The 22,925-nt window shown below is 43.5% G+C and carries 18 protein-coding genes; 4 read left to right on the top strand and 14 right to left on the bottom strand.

Annotated elements, in window-relative coordinates; genetic code table 11:
- Window positions 1–14: 14 nt before the first annotated feature.
- The 4 genes from AM228_RS36285 to AM228_RS18920 all read left to right on the top strand — a co-directional run bounded on the left by AM228_RS36285 (window position 15) and on the right by AM228_RS18920 (window position 1,839).
- Entirely contained in the window at window positions 15–143 is a 129-nt protein-coding gene (locus AM228_RS36285) for a hypothetical protein (protein WP_255353225.1), read from the top strand.
- A complete protein-coding gene (locus tag AM228_RS35435) occupies window positions 140–304 on the top strand; it encodes a hypothetical protein (protein WP_156331898.1) in 165 nt (54 codons plus the stop codon). The genes AM228_RS36285 and AM228_RS35435 overlap by 4 nt, the downstream gene beginning before the upstream one ends.
- Before the next feature lie 33 nt (window positions 305–337).
- Window positions 338–448, top strand: a complete 111-nt coding sequence (locus tag AM228_RS36870) for a hypothetical protein (RefSeq protein WP_156331897.1) — start codon at window positions 338–340, stop codon at window positions 446–448.
- 152 nt (window positions 449–600) lie between these two features.
- Window positions 601–1,839, top strand: coding sequence for a response regulator (locus AM228_RS18920; RefSeq protein WP_054468127.1), 1,239 nt, complete (start codon window positions 601–603; stop codon window positions 1,837–1,839).
- A gap of 65 nt (window positions 1,840–1,904) precedes the next feature.
- Here AM228_RS18920 and AM228_RS18915 read toward each other — a convergent pair whose 3' ends face one another.
- From AM228_RS18915 to ureE, 14 genes are all read right to left on the bottom strand, one after another.
- Window positions 1,905–3,332: an amidase gene (locus AM228_RS18915; RefSeq protein WP_054468125.1), complete on the bottom strand. Its 1,428-nt coding sequence runs from the start codon at window positions 3,330–3,332 to the stop codon at window positions 1,905–1,907.
- A 392-nt stretch (window positions 3,333–3,724) separates the two neighbouring features.
- A complete protein-coding gene (locus tag AM228_RS18910; RefSeq protein WP_054468123.1) occupies window positions 3,725–4,942 on the bottom strand; it encodes an ABC transporter permease in 1,218 nt (405 codons plus the stop codon).
- Between the two features lie 211 nt (window positions 4,943–5,153).
- On the bottom strand, window positions 5,154–7,082 hold the full coding sequence (locus tag AM228_RS18905) for a response regulator (RefSeq protein ID WP_054468121.1): 1,929 nt from the start codon (window positions 7,080–7,082) through the stop codon (window positions 5,154–5,156).
- Window positions 7,079–11,143, bottom strand: a complete 4,065-nt coding sequence (locus AM228_RS18900; RefSeq protein ID WP_054468118.1) for a CHASE2 domain-containing protein — start codon at window positions 11,141–11,143, stop codon at window positions 7,079–7,081. The genes AM228_RS18905 and AM228_RS18900 overlap by 4 nt, the downstream gene beginning before the upstream one ends.
- 44 nt (window positions 11,144–11,187) lie before the next feature.
- Complete coding sequence (locus tag AM228_RS18895) at window positions 11,188–11,994, bottom strand: DUF928 domain-containing protein (protein ID WP_190880330.1); 807 nt, start codon at window positions 11,992–11,994, stop codon at window positions 11,188–11,190.
- 47 nt (window positions 11,995–12,041) lie between these two features.
- The gene (locus AM228_RS36280) at window positions 12,042–12,173 is read right to left on the bottom strand and encodes a hypothetical protein (protein WP_255353224.1); all 132 of its coding nucleotides are present in this window, start codon (window positions 12,171–12,173) and stop codon (window positions 12,042–12,044) included.
- Between the two features lie 52 nt (window positions 12,174–12,225).
- Window positions 12,226–14,859, bottom strand: coding sequence for a CHAT domain-containing protein (locus tag AM228_RS18890; protein WP_054468114.1), 2,634 nt, complete (start codon window positions 14,857–14,859; stop codon window positions 12,226–12,228).
- 138 nt (window positions 14,860–14,997) lie between these two features.
- A complete protein-coding gene (locus AM228_RS18885) occupies window positions 14,998–17,571 on the bottom strand; it encodes a filamentous hemagglutinin N-terminal domain-containing protein (RefSeq protein ID WP_054468111.1) in 2,574 nt (857 codons plus the stop codon).
- 316 nt (window positions 17,572–17,887) lie between these two features.
- Entirely contained in the window at window positions 17,888–19,594 is a 1,707-nt protein-coding gene (ureC, locus tag AM228_RS18880) for an urease subunit alpha (protein ID WP_054468110.1), read from the bottom strand.
- A gap of 36 nt (window positions 19,595–19,630) precedes the next feature.
- Window positions 19,631–19,936 carry an urease subunit beta gene (locus tag AM228_RS18875; RefSeq protein WP_190880324.1) on the bottom strand — a complete coding sequence of 102 codons (306 nt, stop codon included), beginning with the start codon at window positions 19,934–19,936 and terminating at the stop codon, window positions 19,631–19,633.
- Between the two features lie 79 nt (window positions 19,937–20,015).
- Window positions 20,016–20,318: an urease subunit gamma gene (gene ureA, locus AM228_RS18870; protein ID WP_054468106.1), complete on the bottom strand. Its 303-nt coding sequence runs from the start codon at window positions 20,316–20,318 to the stop codon at window positions 20,016–20,018.
- A gap of 230 nt (window positions 20,319–20,548) precedes the next feature.
- Window positions 20,549–21,430 (bottom strand): urease accessory protein UreD, encoded by an 882-nt coding sequence (locus AM228_RS18865; RefSeq protein ID WP_054468104.1) that lies wholly within the window; start codon window positions 21,428–21,430, stop codon window positions 20,549–20,551.
- Entirely contained in the window at window positions 21,431–22,144 is a 714-nt protein-coding gene (locus AM228_RS18860; RefSeq protein WP_054468102.1) for an urease accessory protein UreF, read from the bottom strand. It abuts the gene before it with no gap.
- A 202-nt stretch (window positions 22,145–22,346) separates the two neighbouring features.
- Window positions 22,347–22,781 (bottom strand): urease accessory protein UreE, encoded by a 435-nt coding sequence (gene ureE, locus AM228_RS18855; RefSeq protein ID WP_054468100.1) that lies wholly within the window; start codon window positions 22,779–22,781, stop codon window positions 22,347–22,349.
- Window positions 22,782–22,925: the final 144 nt, after the last annotated feature.

Below are 22,925 nucleotides of genomic sequence, written 5' to 3'. Positions count from 1 at the left end.
TGGAAAGTAGTTTGATGATTTGGCAACATCGCTTCTACGATCGGGAGAGCGATCGCCCCATAATTCAGGTAATTAAAAATTATCAACAAATTCCCTTGAATGCTATGCTGGAGAAGTTAACCAAGTTTTTATTAATATTTTGACAAAGGCGTTCGCGAAGCGTTGGGGATGCAATATCGATGCCTTAACTCACCCAAAGCAAAAATCATCCCCGGTTGCGATTGACGATCCAGTCTGCCGTAACCAGTCAGAATGCTTTCAACCGACGATTGAGATTAGCACAGAATTAATTGATGCCCACTGAGTACAAATCACCATTGCTGATAAGGATCCAGGAATGACTGAAAACGTCAGAAAACAATTGTTTCATCCATTTTTTACCACCAAGGCAGTGGTGAAGGGAACTGGCTTAGGATTGTCCATTCCATTAGTTATCAAATTGTGGTAGAAGTACACCAGGGAAATCTTGATTGCCTACCCTGGGATCCGGGGCAAGGTCTAGAATTATTTTACCCATGAAACAGTCAAATCATCTTCATTCACTCTCAAAGTAACTCTGAAATTCACTTTGAAAATTACCCGAAAAAATAAATAACCAAGATGAACCCGCAAAAACATATCGGCAAAATTTTAATCGTTGATGATACTCCTTACAATTTGAAAGTTTTATCAAATCTATTACTTCAAAAAGGATATGAAGTACGTCAAGCTTTAAATGGACAAATCGCTTTAAAATCGGTTATGGAAGAACCTCCTGATGTAATTTTGCTGGATATTATCATGCCAGACATGGACGGATATCAAGTGTGTGAACAGTTAAAGGCTTGTGAAAAAACGGCCAAGATTCCCGTAATTTTTTTAACGGTTCTTGATGATATTGAATATAAGGTGAAGGCTTGGAGCTACGGGAGCGTAGATTATATTACTAAACCTTTTTATTTTTCTGAAATTTTGATCAGAATAGAAAATCAAATTAAGATTAGTTTATATCAAAAAGAACTTAGGCATAAAAATCAGGAACTAGAGCAAGAAAATCAGATATTATCCCAAATTAATAATCGTTTAATTAAAGAAACCAATGAACTAATTACCTGGATTGCCCGAATTTATCAAGAGATTAAATTCCCTTTGCACTTAATTGCCCAGAATTTAGAACGCCTAAAAACGGAATATTTACCACCCCTGGATGCCCCGCATCATGCCAACCAGATTTTCCAAGCGACTCTGGCGATGGAACAGCTAATCAATTATCTGGTGGATTATGCTTGCTTGATCGCCCCCTATAATTCCCTGGAATTAAAATCGATTAGCTGTCAAACGATTCTCCGAGAAACCCTGAAAAATTTAGCCACAGAAATTCAACTTACCGGGGCAACTATTACTTATTCAAAATTACCAAATATTCGGGGAGACCGAAAAAAAATTAAGCAGTTATTTGAATATTTACTTCGGTATGCTTTGACGTTTACTCGTGCAGAAGTCTCCCCGGAAATTAAAGTATTTGCTGAGTATCGAGAATGTCAGCCAGAAGCGAATCTGCCCAGCAGTTCTGAGCGGGTTTCTGAGCGGATTTCTGAGCCGGATATAGGCAAAAAAAACCCCAATACTCATGGGGAATGGCGGCTGGCGATTCAAGATAATGGCATCGGCATGGCGGCCAAAGATTTGGAAAACATTTTTGCCAGTTTTCCGTACCTAGATGAATCACCAGAAGACCGATCTATGGGCATGAGTTTGTTAATTTGCCGCAAGATTGTGGAAAGTTATGGAGGACGCTTTTGGGTTGAGTCAACCCCAGGGTTAGGTAATTGCTTTTATTTTACCATGCCGATGCAATGATGCCGGTTTTAGTCATTTTTGGCTTATGCTCGTCAAATTTTGGCATTTTTGGTGGTAACTGCCGATTACTGATTGGCGATCGCCGGTCGCTGTTGGTGCCAAGGTTTCGCCGCTTCTATTTGTGCCGCCAAAGCCAATAAGGTGGAGTCCGCCCCAGGGCGACCAATGATTTGCACTCCCAGGGGCAAACCTTGCTGAACATTCACCGCATCAAAGCCCATTGGCAGGGCGATCGCTGGTTGCCCGGTGGCGTTAAAGGGCGGACAAGGAGCCACCCAATTAATTACATTTTGTAAAATCGCTTCGGGGGAGAGGTCAGCCCATTGACCAATGGCAATGGGGGGATGGAGATACACTGGCAGGACTAAGGCATCATAGCGCTCGAAAAAGGCAACTAATCGACGGGCAACGATTTGCATTTGGGCAACCGCTTGTAAGTATTGACCGCTGTTGACCGCATTGGCGCGATCGAGCAGCCATTGGTTCATCGGCTGGAGGATTTCAGGGGGAATGCCAAAAAAGGCCACACTGGTTTGCCACACCGTGACAAAGGGTTCGATTAAGCCGCTAAAATCCAATCCCGCTGGTTCCAAGGTATGACCGAGGGCATCTAGTATTTGAGCGGTGGTTAGCACTGCTTGCTGTAATTCTGGGGAAGCTTGACCGACAGGGGGAATCTTGCTGGCAAAAGCGATGCGGAGGCCGCCCGGATTGGCGTCGGTGGCAGCGGCGAGAAAGGAAGGATGGGGGTCTGGCAACCAGTAGGGATCGCCAGTGACGTAGCCGGAGACGGCATCCAAGAAAGCAGCGGCATCGGTCACGGTGCGGGCAAGGGATCCATTGGTGGCAATGCCACTGAGACAGTCCCCAATGGGGGCAAAGCTGATCCGACCCCGGGACGGTTTGACGCCGACGACGCCACAGCAAGCCGCAGGGCCGCGAATGGAACCGCCGCCGTCAGATCCTTGAGCGATCGCACATAAGCCAGCGGCTACGGAGGAAGCGGCGCCGCCACTGGAACCCCCGGCAGTATAATTTAAATTCCAGGGATTTCTGGCTGGGGCAAATCCGGGCGGTTCTGTATAGGGCAGGCTGCCGAGTTGGGAAGTGGCGGTTTTGCCCAAAATGATGCCCCCCGCTTGTTTGAGTCGTTGGACAATCCCATCATCGTGACCGGCAATTTGCGATCGCAGGGCGGCGACCCCGTAGCTACAAGGGACACCGGCAACGGGATTTAGGTCTTTAATACTGATGGGGACGCCGAAAAATGGCGGCAGTTCGCCTGGGTCAAGGGTGGTCAGTTGTTCGGTTTTGGCGATCGCGTCCGCAGTGGCAAGTTCCGCCGTGACGGTGAAATAACTCCCCAGTTGAGGATTTAGTTGCTCAATGCGATCAAGATAAACTTGGGTTAACTCTATGGGCGAAATTTCTTTACGGCGAATCAGTTGCGCTTGTTCCAGTGCCGGGGAAAAGGCCAAATCGGTTGCATTCATAGGATAAGAACAGATGATAAGAACAGATTACTTAGGCGGATTTACTTGAGAGCGATTTTTGATTGATATAGACCACAAAGGCAATGGTAGGGGCGAAGCATTCCGGCAAATCATCTCTGGGACAAAATCAAAAATTTTATACGGTCATGCTTCGCCCTAACCCAGAGATTGTGGTCTACTCACTAGAAAACCGCGATAAACAGACTTACTTACAGCGGCTTTCAGATTACTAAACCACGAGCGGGCCCCTACAGATATTTGTGGTTTACTCGCGGAGAAAATTGCTGTAGGACTTACGCAACGACTATATGGTGTCTTGGTGCGTTACGCTTCGCGCTTTCACACCCTACCGATAGCTTAAGCAAATTTACTTAGACAGATGATTTAGGCGGTTAGGCGGTGCGTAAGGCGACGATGGGATCGAGTTGGGCAGCCCGTTGGGCAGGTAGCACCCCAAAAAATAAACCGATCGCCCCTGAGACTCCCGTGGCTAAGGCGATCGCGCCTATAGAAATCCCGGCTTTTAAGGGGGTAAAGGTGGCCACCAGGATGATGCCACTCACGCCGATGCTGGTGCCGACTAAGCCACCAGCCAGGGAAAGAATCACCGCTTCAATCATAAATTGAATTAAAATATCTTGCTCGGAAGCGCCGATCGCTTTGCGTAAACCAATTTCCTGGGTGCGTTCCGTCACCGACACCAGCATAATGTTCATAATGCCAATACCCCCGACCACTAGGGAAATACCCGCGATCGCCGCCAGCATGATGGTCAACGCCCCGGTGATCGCACCGACAATCTGCAAAATATCTTTTTGGCTCTCAACGGTAAAATCATCTTCGGTGGTAATTTGGTGCCGCAGTCTGAGTAAATTGGTAATTTGAAATTGCGCCGCTGGCACGCTGGCTTCATTCACGGCGGAAATAGAAATAAAGGTCAAATCCAAGCCATAAGGAGAGGTGCGACCCGTAACCCGATTCACCATTGTGGTAATCGGCACATAAATGGCATCATCTTGGTTCACTCCCATAAAAGCCCCTTTGCGTTTCATCACCCCCACCACTTGAAAGCTGACCCCTTTAACCCGCAAAGACTCGCCGATCGGATCGGTAGAACCAAACACACGGTCGGCAATATCCGACCCGATCGCCACCACTTGATTATTCCGTTTCACATCTAAATCCGTGATAAACCGGCCTCGATCTAACTCAAAGCTGCGGACAGCCATAAATTCTGGGGTTGTCCCCACCACCAGGGTTTGCAGATTTTTGTTGCGATAAGTAATAAATTGGCGATTCTGTCGTTGTGGGGCTACCGCTGCCACCGAAGGCACTTGATTGGCGATCGCCTCCGCATCCGCTAACACCAAAGTCCGGGGAAAATCCAAGCTGGTATTTTGAGTTTCTCGCGAACCGGGGACCACAAACAACACATTTGGCCCAAGGTTTTCAAACTGTTCCGAGGCTAATTTTTGCGCCCCTTGTCCCACCCCCACCATCACGATCACCGAAGCATTACCAATAATAATGCCCAACATCGTCAGACAGCTTCTGAGTTTATTCGCCACCAAGGTGCGGCTGGCCATTGAAAGACTTTCAAAAAAATCCATGATTAGAGCAAAGAGATTTCAGGGGCTTCACGAGTAGGCGGCAGAAGAGCTTTCTGTGCGGCTATTCCTCAGCCAAGCTCTTCTATAGTTATATTTAAGAGTTGTGTTTAAGTCAACGGATCGCATCTTCCTTTTTCTTCTAACCTCTCTATTTTAACGTCTATGACCAGAGTGCTAGAAAAAATCCCGAAATAAATTCCGAAATCAATCATTAATTCGGGGACAGGGTCAATTCAACAATTTGAGCGAACTGAGAATTTTGGACAAAACCCACGAGACGCTCTCGGACTTGCTCATGGGAAGGCGGAATGTCTTCTAAGAGTTTCATCACCTGAGACGGACTAGATTGTAAGGCGGCTTGGTGAATTTGCTGTAACCATAAAGTAGGCATAAATTCCAGAGATTTACTACTGAGATACTCCGGGAATTCGGTGGCCGCAGATGCCAGAACTTCCGAGGCAGAAAGTTGACAAATACAACCGACGCCTAAATGCGCCAAAATTTTATCATAAACAATTTTTTGATTAAATGGTTTGCCCACTAAATCATCAAAAAGTAACTGAATTTTGGTCGATGCTTCTAGGTCAATCAAATTGGCAGTCATCGCCAAAATTTTCGGTGATAAGTCGGTTTGGATATCCCGAATTTTTTTAGTGGTTTCATATCCATCCATGCTCGGCATTTGTAGATCCATCCAAATCAAATGCGGCTGCCAAACCATCGATTCGGCGATCGCCTGGATGCCATTTTCTACCGCTCGCGTTTCTACATCTAATAAGTTCAAAAATTCCAGCAACAAAAATCGGTTGGTTGGGTCATCATCCACCACTAAAATCCGATGCTTTTCTGACGGATATTTCAGGGATGTTGTTTTAGACAACTCTTGAAAAATCCGATCATTTTTGGGAATCATTACGGGTAAATAACATTGAAAAGAACTCCCTTCATTCACCACACTATGAACAATTATTTCTCCCTCCAAAATTTCTACAAATTTTTTACTAATCGATAGACCCAGCCCGGTGCCTCCGGGAATCTTTTGCCCCATTTCAGTTTGGAAAAAAGGCTGAAATATTTTACTCAAATATTCTGGAGGAATTCCCAGACCCGTATCTATCACCTCAAACAGCATGGTTAAAGGTTGTTGATTTTCCGTTGGCTGCGGCCGATCTAGATCGCCGCCCTTCAGCTTCAAAGTCGTTCCCGCAAAATCTAGTACCGTTAAGCGTAAAATGACCTGGCCTTGCTTGGTAAACTTCAAAGCATTTCCCAGCAAATTAATTAACACTTGTCGCAGTTTTTGCCGATCGGTTTCAATTTTTTCAGGAAGCTCAGAATTTCGCTCAATTAAAAATTTAATATTTTGCTGGCTTGCCTTAAAAGTAAAAATGGCATTCAGGTGATCGAGCAGATCGTTTAAATCAAATGTTTCTTTAATCACCTTAATTGATTGTGATTCAATTTTGGCTAAATCTAATATACCATTAATTAAAGATAGTAAATAATGACCACTTTCATAAATGATTTCCATATATTCTCGATAATCTGCACTCAAAGCGGGATCGGTTTTCATTAATTCCGCAAAGCCGAGAATTGCATTCATCGGGGTTCTGAGTTCGTGGCTCATATTGGCAATAAACACACTTTTTGCCCGGTTCGCTTCTTCAGCCATATCTTTGGCATAGCGTAATTGGGCTTCCAACTGCTGGCGATAAACAATCTCCGCTTGCAGTTCAGCTTTTTGCCGTTGAATGGTTAATTGATTTTCAATCCGCGCCAAAACAGTTTGCTCATCAAATGGCTTAGTAATATAGTCAAATGCGCCAACTTCAAACCCTTTAACTTGGGAAGCAGGATCGTTGAGAGCGGTTAAAAAAATTACGGGAATATCTCGACTGTTTCGGGATTGTTTCAGGCGGCGGCAAACTTCATATCCATCCATTTCTGGCATTAAAATATCCAGCAAAATCACGTCAGGTGGATTCATTTCTACCGCATCTAAAGCCCGTTGACCATTGGTTACAGGTCTAACTTTATACCCCGCCTCCGTCAAAATTGCTGACAAGAGTTTTAAGTTTTCTGGGGTATCGTCAACCACCAAAATATCCGCTTTAAAAGTTTGAGAGTTATGGTAATTCATTTAATTAAAGGTTTGATAATTTCAATAAGGCGATCTATTTTGAATTCATGCACTAAATTGGCTAACTCCTGAGCCAAGGGCTGATTGATTGGGTATAGTTCTTCTAATAGTTGAAAAATCCAATGCTGATCTGCGCTTCTGGCTGCTTGGTATAGCTGCGAAATCCATTGATGAGGCATGACCATCAAGCTTTCCGGTTCTAGGAGATTTTGGTGTCCATTGTTGGGGAGTTCGTCCACACAAGTTTGGTTAGGAAATAAAGTCGCCTCTGAACCGGGTTGTTGTTTCCAGCTAAGACTCGATGAAACCATAGAAATATCTGAGATTTTATCCCTCTCAAACGGTGAAAATTTTACAGGGGGCTGAGTAGTGTAATACAGATCGTGGACTCCGAGAGATTTGCCGATTTGCTGCAAAATGATTTCTGTGGGAGAGGATTGGTGAATACAGTGATTCGCACCAGCGGAAAATAAAGCCGATCGCTCTTCTTTAGATTCACTGGTGATTAATACCATCATAAATGTTGGAGGATCAAAGTTGAACTCTGGCAGCCGATCTTTTTCCCGTTGGCGAATCTGTCGAATCACTTCAAAGTCATTGATTTGAGCAATTTGCTGATGGAGTAAAATCAAATGTGGCTGCCAACTCGACCAGGTTTCGATCAGGTCTTTGCCATTAGTGACTTCCCGAACTTGAAAATTTAGGGAAATCAGGGAGTTAGTCAAAACTCGATGATTTTCGACTAGGGGATCGGCGATTAGGACGCGATCGCAGGATGGGGAAGTCGATAGGGTTGTTGTCGCCGTGAGATTTGAGGCGATCGCCCCATAAGTGAGGCTGGAGGACGGTCGGTTGCCAAGGGGCAGACTTTCCACTAAAGCCACCTGCACTTCAAACTGAAAAGTCGCTCCCGACTTTCGCGCACCTTGGTCGGGGTTTGGTGCGGGCAAAATTGCCGATCCAGGGGTAAACTTTTTCCCTCGACTAATAACAGTGATTTTACCCCCCATTAACTCAATAAATTGTTGACAAATGGCCAGCCCTAAACCCGTACCTTCTTGAGAATGGCGACCTGCGGCGGTTTGCACAAACGGTTGAAACAATGAGGGGAAATCTTCCGGTTCAATTCCCTGTCCAGTATCTTCTACCGTAAAGCATAATCGCAGATTGGGCGAATTTTCCGGGCTGATTTGGGTCAGTCGGACAAGGACTTGGCCTTGTTCCGTAAACTTAATCGCATTTCCTACCAGATTAATCAAAACTTGACGTAATTTTTGTTCGTCGGTTTTCACCAAATCCGGCACCTGAGCATCCCGGTCAAAAATCAGCGGTAAATTTTTGCATCGAGCTTTAATCTGCATCATTTCCTGGACAGAGACTAATAGCTGACTTAAGCTTACCGGATGTTCATTTAATTGGACTTGCCCTGCTTCAATTTTCGACATATCCAATACATCATTAATCAGTTCCAGCAAATGTTGGCCACTGCGACCGATAATGGTTAAATATTCTTGATGCACTGGTGACACAGACCCATCCCGCTGAATAATTCGGCTAAAACCTAAAATAGCGTGTAAAGGGGTGCGGAATTCGTGGGTCATCTTGGCTAAAAATGCACTTTTGGCTCGGTTGGCAACTTCAGCAGCTTCTTTGGCTTTTTGTAACTCTAGTTCCGCCTGCTTGCGATCGCTAATATCTCTTAAGGAGACAATATAAGCGGATTTTCCTTGGGATTGATATTCGCCAATTTTCATCTCGATGGTTTTAGTTTGACAAGGCTCTCCCATTAAATAAATCTCAAAGGTTTTGTCTTGAGGAATGCCAAATTCTGAGTTAATTAGTTCCTCTACTGGTTGATTGAAGATTTGCCCAGCCGCTGGATTAGCAAAGCTAATTTTTCCTTGGTGATTTAAAATTAATAAACCGTCGGAGGTATTGGTGACTATCGCATTCATCTGGGCTTCATGCTGTCTGAGGGCAATTTCTGCTTTTTTCCGTTCCGTAATATTTTGCACTTGACCGATTAAATACAGCGGTTGGTTATTTTTATCTTGCACCAAAGAGACGCTAACTAAGCCATAAATGATTGAACCATTTTGATGAATAAACCTTTTTTCTCGGTAAAAAGCATCTTCTTTTCCCGATAAGAGTTGTTGCAAATATCTGAAGTTGTCTTCGATGTCTTCAGGATGGGTGATATCGTAAGAATGTTTTTGCAGCAACTCATCGGCAGAGTAGCCCATCATCTGACATAAAGCCTGATTGACTTGTAAAAACTGCCCCGCTGGTGACAGCAGACAAATCCCGATCGCGGAATATTCAAAAGCCTGTCTAAATCGTTGGTCACTTTCTTTTAAAGCTGCCGTTCTTTCGGCTACTTGGATTTCTAAAGTGCGATTATAATCGGCTAAGATTTTTTCCGCTTGTTTGCGTTGAGTAATTTCTTGAAAAGTCACCAAGGCATAAAGGATATTGCCTTGGTTGTCCAAGATTGGCTGACCTTGGACTTCTAAGAGTAATTTTTGGTCTGGGTGACGCATTTCAATATCATCAACTTTAATGCTTTCGCCCTTTAACGCTCGAATTACTGGGAGATTTTCCCAAGGATATGGCTCGTCAGTTCCGGCGACATAGAGTTGATAAAAGGTGATCATTTCTTCCGGACAAATGCGATTTTCAGGGGGAGATTGAATCAGCTTTTTTGCTGTTTTATTAATATACATAATTTCGTGATTTTTTGTATATAAAAAAACACCAATTTGTAAGCATTGTAAGGATTGAATTAGCTGCTTTTCACTATCGCGTGCTACCTGAATTGATTGATAAATTTTTAGGCTAATGGTGCTGGTGGTTAAGGCGATCGCGGCAGGAATCACCGGCAGCCACCAGCCTTGTATAAAGGCTAAATAAGTGATACTAAATAACAAACAATTACCTAGACTAATGTTCAGGGTAAGTTTCAGCAATTGCAGCATCAGCTTATGGGGATATTTTTCCCGATTTAATGCCCATGAACTGGCGATCGCCCAGATAAATGACCAAGCAATGATCCAAAAAAATTCCGTAAATTCTGACCAAGACTTAATGGTTGGTCGCCCCTCAATGGCGGCACTCAAAAGATGACTGATCGCATTCCCATGAATCATCACCCCAGGAGTGGCTTTAGGGATTGTCGTTAACTCGCTACTGTAGGGGGTGTAAAATAACTCATTTAAACTGGTGGCGGTGGAACCAATTAACACAATGCGTCCGGATATTTTTTCGGCTTTTAATTCTGAATTAAATTCGGGATTTAACAGTTGGGTCAGGGAAATTTTTTCAAAAATTTGATCGCCACCGCGATAGTTTAATAAGATTTGATACCCCGCAGTATTGGCTCGCACATAGCCGCCATTATAGCCAGTAAATGGTTCTAAAATCGCTTTACCTAATTGAATCCGATCTGGTTGATTTTTATTTTTAATTACTTGGGGGGTAATGCCGTGAGTTTTTAGATAGTTGATGGCTAATTGAGCGCCAATACTTAATTGTAGTTGGCCTTGGGAGTTGTGATAAGATAGCAGCACCCGCCGCACTTTGCTATCCGCATCTAATAATAAATCAACGATGCCTACTTGACCGATCCGGTCTAAACTCGGAGGAGCGGGAACTGGCTCACCAATCACTTTTTCCACCCCGATTAAATTGGGGGTCGATCGCATCACTTGGGCTAAGGTTTGATGCCCCGGTTCTACTGGCAAATCTCGATAAAACAGTAAGCCAATTCCCGCTGGGTTATGTCGATTGATAGTCTGAATCACTTCTGCTAAAATAGCATCGGATAAAGGCCATTGACCGACGCTGGCAATATCTTGTTCATCTACGGTGACAATTAAGAGGCGATCGTCCACTTTTTCCGCAGGCCGCCAATTAAAAAATTGATCTAAAATTGCCCATTCTAAGAGTTGCAAAGATCCGGTATATTTGAGGCAAATCACGCAAAAAGTTACGGTAGGGGCAATTAATAAAATACTCCGCCACTGCGGGGTAATTTTGTTGATTTTTGACAGTAGCCAATTCACTTTTGTTGTTGGTTGTTGGTTGTTGGTTGTTGGTTGTTGTCAGATTAGGGTTGCTCTAACAAGGTTTCATGGGCGATCGCACTCAGTCCCACAGAGCCTAATAAATTGCTCCAATTCTGATTCAATAAATTTGAGTCAGTGGCGGATAAATTATCCAAACCGGCTGATTTATTCAGTTGAAACAGGGTGGTTAAAAGATCGTACCAAAGTCCCGATTGACCATACAATACCGCCTGTTGCAGACTCGGAGTGGGCGATAGCTGACTGGCCAGATTTGCCTCTAGTTGAATTCGTTCTATTTTACCTGTGACCCAAGGCATATCTGTTTGAGTACGCTGACACATTAACCCCACTGACCACTGATAAGTTTGACCAATTTCTAAAGGATTTTGCTCTTGGGGTAGTGAGATTTGCACCACTCCTGCATTCCCGGAAATGGGCAACGTTGCCTGATAAATTCCGCGATTATTTGCGTCTTTTAAACTAAAATAAATTTGCCGAGCGGAAGTGGTGGGAATATAGACAAAAAAACTGGGATGAGAGGCGATTGTTAACCCGCGATTATTTTCCGGCATCAAAGCAGTTAAGGGAATTTCACGGATTTGTTCGGGAAGCGTTGCGGATGCAATATCGTCCCGACATTTAACCGCCGTCCTCGAAGCGCCACCCCTGGAATCGTCGGCTCTATCATCGGTGGGGGGTTCAAAAATGACTGACAAAAATTGTTCATTTGAAGCCGTTTCCGCTGGTAAATCCAGGTGGCTTTTTGTTTGGGCTGATGCGGGCAAGGAAAATGCCATTACCATTCCCCAAGAAAGCAGCGCCAGAAGAGTTTTGAAAGTTTTAGGCATCAAAAAATACATAGATTGAATCCTGATTTCGATAAATCGGTTATAGACTAGGCTAAGTGACTGGCGATCGAGATCAAGTGCTTGAAACCCTTGACTTGAGAGCCGCCACTCTGATCGATCGATGGGATAGAAGCATCAGGGATAGATAAAATATCCTCTGAACGACCTAACTTTGTCATCCGCCATAAGGCGTAAAAGTCATAAACGCGTAATGATTTTGATGACTCTATTTTATAGCCAATTTCCCAGTAATACAAAGGGAGCCCAATAAAAGGGATGTTGGGACTGGGGATTTTTCAGCAAGGCTAACTGAGCCTTTTGTAAGGCTTTGGCTTTTGAGGTGGCTGGCTGCCCCCCCGCAAGTTCTTGGTAAAACCGAATCATTAAGTCCGCAGAGGAACGATCGCTCACTTGCCACAAGCTGCCCAAGGTGGTACGCACCCCAGACCGCACCGCAAACCCTGCTAAACCCAAGGCTGCACGGCGATCGCCTGTGGCGGTTTGGCAAGCACTCAGCACCAGCAATTCCAGGGGATGACTAAATTTTTGCTCTCGCGATCGCAGAATGCTGTTAAACTCCTGCACGTTGATTTTGCCATCCCAAGTCAAAATAAATGTATTTTCCACGTCGGAACTAAATTGACCGTGGGTGGCAATATGAACCACGGGAAGATTCGCAGAATTGATTTTCGCAGTTAAATTGGCATTGGTAAACTTTTGATTTAACAATAGATCGGATTTGAAGATTTGAGCAATTTCTCTGAGTTCGGTTTCTACAGCGGGCAAAGCAGAAAAATGCCCTCGCGCTTCGCTGAGTCCTGCGGTCAAAACCCCTAATTTTTCTTTAGTCAAAGACTCCACATTTAATAATTCTAATCCGGGAGCGAGAGCGATACTATATTTTTCAATTAAATATTGTTGCCCGTCGTAAAGGGCAGCCATTGCCAAATTCCGCAAAGCCCCATCTAAAACAAAGACTAAAGTTTGAATATTGCTGGCGGCTAACTGCGGTTCAGTGGGTCGAATTAGCCAATCATACAGGGTTTGGGAGACTTGGAGGCGATCGCTATCAAAAAAAGCGGGATTTAAGTATAGTTGAAACTGCTCCAGTCGCCCTAGGATCTCTTTTTCTGGTAATTGGGTTTCATAGTAAGTTAAATCTGCACCAGGTCGCGCCAAAATCACCGACAGGCGATCGGCCAAAATAATCGGATAAATTACCGCAGCAGTGGAATCTATTTGCTCAATTTTGATCGGCTGGGCTGCTAAACAAGCCTCGCGAAAAAAGTTATCTAATTCTGCCAACTGCAAAGATTCAATTACTTGTCTCGCTTGCTGAAGGTTGGCTTGATTGTTGGGTTCTTGCACCAAAAGTCTCACCAATTCCCGATACACTGGCTCTACGGTTTCCGTAAAAGAAAATTGCACATTTCGGTCAATATTCACAAAATCATTCCGTAACCTTTGTAAGCTATTCACCGCTTGGGTATAAGCAGAAATTGCCTCATGTTTTCGGCTTTGATTGGTTAATATTCGTCCAAATTGCCATTGCCAACGAGCGATTAAATCTAATGCCTGAATTTTTTGGGCAATCCATAAGGCTTCTTCCGTAATTTTTTCCGCTGCTTGCCATTGTTGATTTTGTTCATATAATTTACCTAAAGTTCCTAAACTATAAGATTCAATCTTGGGGGTTCTTAAGGTTCTAGCCCCTTGGATCGCAGGGGTTAATATTTCGGCGATTTCTCTGGGAAAAATTATCGTATTATTTGCTGGAATTTTTAGTAAAATATCTGCCAAGTTGATTCTAATTTCTACGGAACTATTACTTAAGGTTAATTTATTTAAGTCTTGCTTAATTGTTGCATATAATTTTTGGAATTTTGAGGGACTATCTTCAGCCCGCAGCAGATTCAGGTAATTCAGATTAGCCTGTAATTTTTGAGTTATCGTCGGGGCAATTTCTTCGGCTTGCTGATAAGACAAAGCTGCCGCTTGGCTATCCTTTAATTTTTCATAAATATTGCCTAAACTCAGCAAAATTGCACTGGTAATTTGTGGAGCGTTTAAATTTTTACTTAAACTTAAATTTTGTTCTAAAATGTCTCTAGATTCTGTTAGTTTTCCCGTAAGACTTAGAGTGATGCCAAGCTGATGTAAGCTGCTGACTTTGAGCAGAGAATTAGGTTCAGCTTCTAACTGGGTCAATACTTCTTTTAAGATAGTTTGCGATCGCGGATACATCCCCAAACCTTGCAGGGCGATCGCCTGATTCATTTGGCTGCCTAACTTGCCAATAGTATCCCCAATTTCTGTATAGGCGATCGTGGCTTTTTCCCAATTTTCTAAAGCTGCTTCAATGTGACCTAATTTTAACTCTACTGACCCAGCGGTATTCAAAGCTTGAGCCAATATTGCTTCGATCACTTGTTCTGCCTGAGATGATAACTCTAATCTGGCGAAAATAGCTAAACTTTGATCAATTGCTTGTTTCGCCTCAAGCCACTGCTCTAATTTTTGATAAGCTAAAGCAACATAAGTTAAAGCTAGGGCTTTTTGGGCTGGGAAATTTTCCTGTTCAGGCTGGTCAGCCACTCTTTGCCAAATCTGGGCAGCCGCTGCATAATTTTCCTGGGCAAATAAACTTTTTCCCTCTTCAAATAAAGTTAAAGTGACATCGGTAGTTTCATTAAAGGCGATCGCCTCTTCCTCAAGTCTAAAGAAAGAAATTTTTGCATCCACATCAGCCCACTTTTCAAACCGAAAATGATCCGCCGTAATTTTCGCGACTCCGGGAGACATTTGCAGCACTAATAAAAACGTCACAACTGCCAGAGTTATCAAAAATTTAACTTGTTTTTTCATGTTTTTTATGCTTATAACATCCTCGATAAATTAGATCATCCCATTTCTGTAGGGGCGAAGCATGACCGCAGATATTTTTGGCGGAAAACCAGGAATTTCCTCCCGGAATGCTTCGCCCCTAAGAAAATTTGTGGTTTATTAATCTGAAAAGCGCTGTATGGCAGCACAACCATATCCTACCATTAAATTAGGGCTAAAACTAGGAATTTCTGCCACTAATTCAATGTTATTTTTTTGATTTATCCGCCAGTTTGTTGCCTCTAAAAATTGGGTAAATTTTGACTCAATTAATGGTAAAATTTGCCGTAAACGATAATTTTCTATTTCGGTTATTTCGGAAATTTCTTGGCTAGATAACAATCGAAAATCTTGCCAAACTTGCTGACTTTCTAACGCTTGGGTGGGATTCGGTAAACCACCCGGTCCGGCAATCACAAAATAACTCCCCTGATAATCTGTACAGCCATTGCGAATTAAATCGGCAATATTAATCGGGTTTTGAGATAAAACCAGTAACCCAGAAGTTAGACTACTTTCTGGAGTATTAATTTCGATGATACCATCGATTCCCCGTTCAGAACTAGCAGTAATTGTCCTATTAGTCGGTAAAAATATGCCCTGAGTGGTGATTTGGATATTTCCCCCATTGCCCGCGAAGGCATTGGCATTAATATAGCTATTATCTAAGGCGCCTAATATTTGACTTTGGATGGTAATATTTCCGCCATTGCCACCTCCTGGGGCTTCAGTTCCCGACTGGGTGGAAATGAAACTATCATTTCGCAGAATTAAATCTTCCCCAATATTTAACCGGATATTACCCCCTTCTCCAGACTCAGAAGTGGACGCATTAATGCTGCCTCGATCCAGTTGAATATTCCGCGCATTCAGGGCAATAGTTGCCCCAGACCCAGATGTGGCTACGGCGGTAATTGCTCCTTGGTTACTGACTAAAATTTGGTCAGCATTTATCAGAATTTGACCGGGATTTCCCGCGCCACCATTGGTGGCATTGACCAATCCGCGATCGCGGACAATTAATCTGGGGGTATTAATCATAATCGACCCCGCATTTCCCGCCACCGTTGTTCCTGCTTGTTTATCTTCTAAACTGACAAAACTAGCGGAAGAAATTAAACTCGGTCGGCTTTTGGGTAATTGACCTGTCACCTCGATGGATTCCGATGCATTAATGATTAAATTTCCCGCATTGCCACTGGAAAAAGCGGAAGCAGAAACTCTGCCAGAGTCCCTTAAAATTAATCGGGCTGTATTGATGATTAAAGTTCCGGCATTTCCTGAATTAAAAGATGTAGAACTCAAATTACTGGGTCTAATATTTGTGTCCGGTCTTATTGGGTCGAACAAGATGCCACTTAATTCTATCGATTCAGTAGCATTAACGATCGCATTTCCGGCGTGTCCCGTACTATCGGCCAAGGAAGAAACAAAGCTGCCATTTATTGCCGTTAAATGTCCCGTAGATAAATTGACATTACCGCCATTTCCGGTACTGAGGCTGATGGCGTAAATGCCACTGCCGTCGATTAATTTTATGGCATCCGTAGCCACAATATTAATATTACCACCTGGCGCCGCACTAGAGGTGGAAGTCGCGATCGCATCTCGAGCACTTTCAGCCATCAACTGCTGGGTGGAAATATTAATATCTCCCCCCGCACCTTCCCCCACCGTTTGATTCTTAATCGTACTGGGAAAATTACCCGCAACATTTACGCCGACAATCTGCACAGACTCAACGGCATTCACTGTAATATTGCCCGCTGCTTTGCTGCCCTGATTTTGGATAATTATCCCTGAACCATCACGTATTTCTAATCTTTGCCCTTGGACATAGATGGACCCGCCACTATCGCCACTGGCATCAACTAAAGCCTCAGATAATAACTGAATTAACCCGAAATTTGCTCCGGCTGCATAGTCCAGTTTCCAACCATAATCAGTGGGATTCAGACTCACAAACCCTGAACCGACACTGCCTAAAAAAATATGTCCTCCGGGAGCGGTTAAAATTCCGCCATTAAATCTTAAATTACTGCCAACTAAGGCCAGGGTATTGCCCGGTTTAATCTGCAAACCAGGAGGACTTTCAGCAAATCCTGTCACCGGGGTAAATCCTAGACCTAATTCATTATTAGAATTCAAACTATGTCCCGTTCCTTCGACCCGAATTTGCCCAGTATTTGTCCCGAATTGCAACCCAATGGGTACATTAATTGTTAATAGCGGTGGGGCATTTCGTTCGGTGGCACTAAAAAAGCTACCATCGGCTAGTTTGATACTATCTGCGGTACTGGCGATAAACGATCCACCCAAATTCAGCTTGGCATTGGCACCGAAAACAATGCCATTGGGATTAATTAGAAATAAATTAGCCAAACCATTAGCTTGAATCAGCCCATCAATCCGAGAAATTTGCCCGCCTGTCACCCGCGTAATAATATTTTTAACGGTGATGGCATTGTCGAAATAAGCCGTTTCTCCGTTGAGCAGATTAAACTGTTCAAAACTGTGGAATAAGTTGCTGCCTGCGGTAGTTCCGCCGGTAATTTGTTGCACTGATCCTTGAGAATTGACAACGGACTGACTCGGTAAGCTGCGATCGGAAACAATCTGGGCTAATAGCGGCCTAGGGGAAATAACATAGAGCAAGATTACCAGAAATCCGCTGAATAAATTGGAGTAATTCATTTAATTAAATTACCTGGTTATTTAATTAAATATCTATTTATTGATGAAAATGATTATAGCATTTTTTTTTATTTTTTACCACAAAGACACAAAGGACACAGAGAAATGATATTTCAAGGCTATCTCTCTGTGTCCTTTGTGTCTTTGTGGTGAAATTACCTGGTTATTTAATTAAATATCTATTTATTGATGAAAATGATTATAGCATTTTTTTTTATTTTTTACCACAAAGACACAGAGAAACACAGAGAAATGATATTTCAAGGCTATCTCTCTGTGTCCTTTGTGTCTTTGTGGTGAAATTTACCCTAAAAAATTAAAACAGAAAATAACGCTGGGCTAAGGGTAAAACCGTGGCCGGTTCGCAGGTTAATAATTCTCCATCAGCCCTGACTTCATAGGTTTCTGGATCGACTTCGATGTTGGGTAAGGCATCATTGAGTTTCATGTCGGCTTTACTTAATTGACGAACATTAGAGACGGCTAATGTCTGTTTTTGTAAGCCAATTTTTGCCCCAATTTCTGCATCAATGGCCGCTTGGGATACGAAAGTAAATGAAGTGGCGGCAATTGCCCCGCCATAACTGGCAAACATTGGTCGCATTTGGATCGGTTGCGGGGTGGGAATACTGGCATTGGCATCGCCCATTTGCGACCAGGCGATCGCACCTGCTTTGAGGACAATTTCTGGTTTGACCCCAAAAAATGCCGGTTTCCATAAACATAAATCCGCTAATTTACCCTCTTCTATGGAACCAACATAATTGGCAATTCCGTGAGTAATTGCCGGATTAATCGTGTATTTGGCAATATAACGTTTGGCGCGGCAATTATCATTTTCCGAATCCCCGAAAAGAAAGCCCCGTTGCACTTTCATTTTATGGGCAGTTTGCCAAGTTCTAATAATGGTTTCTCCCACTCGTCCCATTGCTTGAGAATCGGAGGAAATCATACTAAATGCGCCCAAATCATGTAAGATATCTTCAGCGGCGATCGTTTCTCGGCGAATGCGCGATTCCGCAAAGGCAACATCTTCGGGAATACTTCGATCTAAATGATGGCAAACCATCAACATATCGAGATGTTCTTCTAAAGTATTCACCGTATAAGGACGGGTGGGATTTGTGGAAGATGGCAATACATTAGCTTGCCCACAAACTTTAATAATATCTGGGGCATGACCACCGCCTGCCCCTTCGGTGTGGTAAGTGTGAATTACCCGATGTTTAAAGGCGGCAATAGTATCTTCAACAAATCCCGCTTCGTTCAGCGTATCAGTGTGAATGGCCACCTGAATATCGTATCGATCGGCTACCGTTAAACAGGTGTCGATCGCCGCTGGAGTCGTGCCCCAATCTTCATGTAATTTTAGACCCATTGCCCCAGCGACGACTTGTTCAATTAATCCTTGGGGTTGACTACTATTTCCTTTGCCTAAAAAACCCAAATTCATGGGGAAAGCATCCGCCGCTTGTAACATTCGATAAATATTCCACGGCCCAGGGGTACAAGTGGTGGCATTTGTCCCCGTTGCGGGGCCTGTTCCTCCCCCGATCATGGTGGTAATTCCAGAAGCGATCGCCACTTCTATTTGTTGGGGACAAATAAAGTGAATATGGGAGTCAATTCCGCCTGCGGTGAGAATCATTCCTTCCCCGGCGATCGCCTCGGTTCCTGGGCCAATAATAATATCGACGTTATCTTGAATATAAGGATTTCCGGCTTTGCCAATTTTAAAAATTTTGCCGTCTTTAATGCCAATATCTGCTTTAACAATTCCCCACCAATCGAGAATTAAAGCATTGGTAATTACTAAATCCACAGCCCCATCTGCACAGGAAATCGGCGATTGTCCCATGCCATCGCGAATTACTTTTCCGCCGCCGAATTTAACCTCATCCCCGTAAATTGTGTAGTCTTTTTCTACTTCGATCAACAGTTCGGTATCCGCTAACCGGATGCGATCGCCCACGGTCGGGCCAAAGGTTTCCGCATAAGCCCGACGATCCATTTGATAACTCATATTAAATGGCCTTTAATTTCCTAATTTAGTCCTAATTTAGAGTGAACCATTAATTTTATTGTTGAAGCCAAAGACTTGGCGAGTACCGGCAAGGGTGACTAATTCCACCTCTTTTTCATCCCCCGGTTCAAACCGAACCGCCGTCCCTGCGGGAATATTTAACCGCATTCCTTTGGCTTTTTCTCGGTCAAATATCAGGCTATTATTCACTTCATAAAAGTGAAAATGAGAACCGACTTGAATCGGGCGATCGCCGCTATTAGCTACGGTTAATCGGAGAGTTTCACGGCCGGCATTGAGTAGAATCTCTCCCGGTTGAATAATCATTTCACCTGGAATCATAATGGTTGAATTTGTGATCTAATTTTCGTGAGATAACTGTCGAAATTTTTTCCTAATTTGCCCCTAATTTTCTCCTAATTTACCGAATAGGATGATGAACTGTCACCAGTTTTGTCCCGTCGGGAAAGGTCGCCTCTACTTGGATTTCATCAATCATTTCCGGCACTCCTTCCATCACCAAATCGCGAGTTAATAAGGTGGTGCCATAACTCATTAATTCGGCCACGGTTCGCCCTTCTCTAGCCCCTTCTAAAATCGCCGCCGAAATATAGGCGATCGCTTCAGGATAGTTAAGTTTTAATCCCTTTTCTTTGCGTCTTTCTGCGAGTAAAGCCGCCGTAAAAATGAGCAGTTTATCTTTTTCTTGGGGAGTGAGTTGCATTTTTTTCTCTTCTCATCTATACTAAATAATATCTACGGATATATCTCAGGGAATGCCGATCTCTAATTAGACATCTCCAAAAAATAAATTATGGCTGCCTGATTAGGCCAGGGCGAAGCATAAGGGATAGGCATATCTCTAATGTCACCGTCAAATTGTCGCCCAAGTGCTTCGCCCCTAGAAAATAATCCAAATTAATACATTGTTTTCTGGAGATGTCTATTAGCGAATTAGAGTTGCCAAACCCTAGGTTTACTAGCCGGAATTCCCAAATAACTTAAACGGAGTAAATGCCAAACATCGATAAACCAGCTTCTCACTTCTGAGGTAGAATTTCCCCGATAACGACATACTAATCCATTTAAAATTTGAGTCACTCCTGCTTCACCTTCGCCTTTGCGATTATACCAGAAATTCCGGGCAGATGCGATCGCATCTGCGGAAACAGGTTGACCGATCCAAAACAGAGTCCCAACCAAAGGGTATCCCTTTAAAGCATTAGGACTATGAAACATTTCTTCAGAACCAAATAAACATTGGCGATCGATCCATAATGGTTCTCCGGCTTGCCAAACTTCTGTATTAGAACGCCATGCCCCGGCGAGAAACTTTTCTCCCCTAGCTGAACGACCAAAGCGGGTAATTTCCCAACCGAAAAAACTGGCACCAGGGGCTAATTCTACAGTTAAATCCTGCCGATACAAGGCTTGATTAAACACAATTGTTTCTTGAGGAATAAACTCCAGGCAAGCATCATTATCTACTTTAATATTAATGGTTTGTTGGGCATTATTGCCGTTACTGCGATAAATTTTACTCGCCGCTGCTGTGGTAATCAAGGCTTTAGCATTTTCTCGCAAATGGAAATTTTGAGCAAGTCTATCTCCCCCCACAATGCCCCCAGCAGTATGTAAAACCACGCTATGACAAATTGTTTCCCCTTCGGGATAAAAGGGTCGTTGAATTTTTAACGGGGCTTTCATATAAGAATCAGTGACCTGAGTCTTACCCTGGTGGTTAGCATAAACTAAATTCAGGATTCCCTGCCATCCCGCTTGCCTGACTTGACCTAGTTGTTTTTCTCCTAAATCATTAATTTGCGAATTATTCATTTAACTTCTAAATAAACGACTATACTGAGTTTCATGGGTCATGCTGGCTAAGGCTAAACCCCAACTACACGCCATTAAATCATCATCATTTAATGTTAAAATATCTTCAGTAGCTTGCACCAACTGATTCTGGAAGTTAAAGAGGATTTGTTGACCCGTAGTTTGACCTAAAGGGATTAATTTAACCCCCACACTAATCAGATTGGTTGCCCAACTCTGGAGATAACCCAGTAAAGCATTTTTGGCCTCAATTTGCCAGGTAGCGGCACAAATTCCAAAGGCGATCGCATAATTACAGCGTTGACCAACCGCATCAACCCAAGCCTCTAAACCCAACACTAAAGCCCGGTTTTCTTCAGGCTGATTTGATGAAGATAAACTCACCAATAACTTGATCAAACTATTGCCCATTTGCCAACTTTGCTGACGTAATTCTAGGGTTTCCTTACTGGCAGTTAACCAGGCATTCCAATAACCAATCTTGCCTAAATCTTGGTCAACGACAGAGCGATAACTCCGCAACATCACCGCTGCTTCTAAGCGAATTGCCCCATAAATTAACTCTTGATTTAACCAATATTCTAAGCTATTTTGGTTATGAATAACACCTTGTTCAACCAAAGTTTCTAGCCCATCAGAATAACTATAAGCGCCCACGGGCAAAGCCGGACTCGCTAATTGCAACAAATTTAATAGTAACTGGGATTGATTCATATTAAAAATGGGTGTGGGGTGTAGGGCCGCCATCGGCCGCCATCGAAGTGTGGGAAGCCGCCATCGAAGTGTGGGAAGCCGCCATCGAAGTGTGGGAAGAAAATCTCCTCTCTCCCCTGTCTTCCCTCTCTTCCCTCTCTCCCCTGTCTTCCCTCTCTTCCCCCTAAACCCTAAACCCTGCCCCGAAAGCTCCCCGCTCCTCCTAATGATGTCCATAAGCCCCAGTTTCGGGGAAAAATGGGGCAATTTCTTCTTGAACTTGTAATCCTAACTGAAGCAGCATTGAGGCTAAAACTGAATCGGGAGAAAGGCGAAGATAAGAGGGCTTAATTTCTAGGGGAACATGACGGTTTCCTAAATGATAAGCGGCTTTGAGTAAATCTAATGGGTTGGTTGCGGTTACTGTTAGGACTGGTTCGGGTTTAGCCACAATTTTAATAATGATTTCTGCGACGTCTGACTCCAATAAATCCCCATCTTTTAAGACCGTTCCTCTGGGTAAACGCAGGGATACACTGTGACCGTCAGCAGTTTCTAGCCGCTGACGAGTTTTCGTGCGTTCTTCGGCGGTGAGATAAAGAGAGAAATTAACCGGAATTTCTGCGTTGGGTGGTAAGCATTTGGTCAGAACTATCATGGACTAATTATCCAGTTTGATTTCGATAGAATATGATATAGCAGTTATCGGATTTATAAAATACGGAGATATAGCACTTTTACGAGATATGAAGTACAAAAAAACCTGTCATTCCTGCGAATGCGGGAATCCAGAAAGCCTCTG

The sequence above is a fragment of the Planktothricoides sp. SR001 genome (genome assembly GCF_001276715.1).
In the GTDB taxonomy this organism is placed as follows: Bacteria; Cyanobacteriota; Cyanobacteriia; order Cyanobacteriales; family Laspinemataceae; genus Planktothricoides; species Planktothricoides raciborskii.
The sequence above is the reverse complement of the archived record's forward strand: the minus strand, read 5'-3'. Positions and strand labels throughout refer to the sequence as shown.

Coding starts and splice junctions, on each gene's coding strand:
- ureE (WP_054468100.1), bottom strand. CDS start 22,781: ATGATAGTTCTGACCAAATGCTTACCACCCAACGCAGAAATTCCGGTT.
- ureA (WP_054468106.1), bottom strand. CDS start 20,318: ATGCAACTCACTCCCCAAGAAAAAGATAAACTGCTCATTTTTACGGCG.
- AM228_RS18905 (WP_054468121.1), bottom strand. CDS start 7,082: ATGAATTACCATAACTCTCAAACTTTTAAAGCGGATATTTTGGTGGTT.
- AM228_RS18860 (WP_054468102.1), bottom strand. CDS start 22,144: ATGAATCAATCCCAGTTACTATTAAATTTGTTGCAATTAGCGAGTCCG.
- AM228_RS18875 (WP_190880324.1), bottom strand. CDS start 19,936: ATGATTCCAGGTGAAATGATTATTCAACCGGGAGAGATTCTACTCAAT.
- AM228_RS36870 (WP_156331897.1), top strand. CDS start 338: ATGACTGAAAACGTCAGAAAACAATTGTTTCATCCATTTTTTACCACC.
- AM228_RS18910 (WP_054468123.1), bottom strand. CDS start 4,942: ATGGATTTTTTTGAAAGTCTTTCAATGGCCAGCCGCACCTTGGTGGCG.
- AM228_RS18890 (WP_054468114.1), bottom strand. CDS start 14,859: ATGAAAAAACAAGTTAAATTTTTGATAACTCTGGCAGTTGTGACGTTT.
- AM228_RS18885 (WP_054468111.1), bottom strand. CDS start 17,571: ATGAATTACTCCAATTTATTCAGCGGATTTCTGGTAATCTTGCTCTAT.
- ureC (WP_054468110.1), bottom strand. CDS start 19,594: ATGAGTTATCAAATGGATCGTCGGGCTTATGCGGAAACCTTTGGCCCG.
- AM228_RS36280 (WP_255353224.1), bottom strand. CDS start 12,173: ATGACAAAGTTAGGTCGTTCAGAGGATATTTTATCTATCCCTGATGCT.
- AM228_RS18915 (WP_054468125.1), bottom strand. CDS start 3,332: ATGAATGCAACCGATTTGGCCTTTTCCCCGGCACTGGAACAAGCGCAA.
- AM228_RS18865 (WP_054468104.1), bottom strand. CDS start 21,430: ATGAATAATTCGCAAATTAATGATTTAGGAGAAAAACAACTAGGTCAA.
- AM228_RS18920 (WP_054468127.1), top strand. CDS start 601: ATGAACCCGCAAAAACATATCGGCAAAATTTTAATCGTTGATGATACT.
- AM228_RS36285 (WP_255353225.1), top strand. CDS start 15: ATGATTTGGCAACATCGCTTCTACGATCGGGAGAGCGATCGCCCCATA.
- AM228_RS18895 (WP_190880330.1), bottom strand. CDS start 11,994: ATGCCTAAAACTTTCAAAACTCTTCTGGCGCTGCTTTCTTGGGGAATG.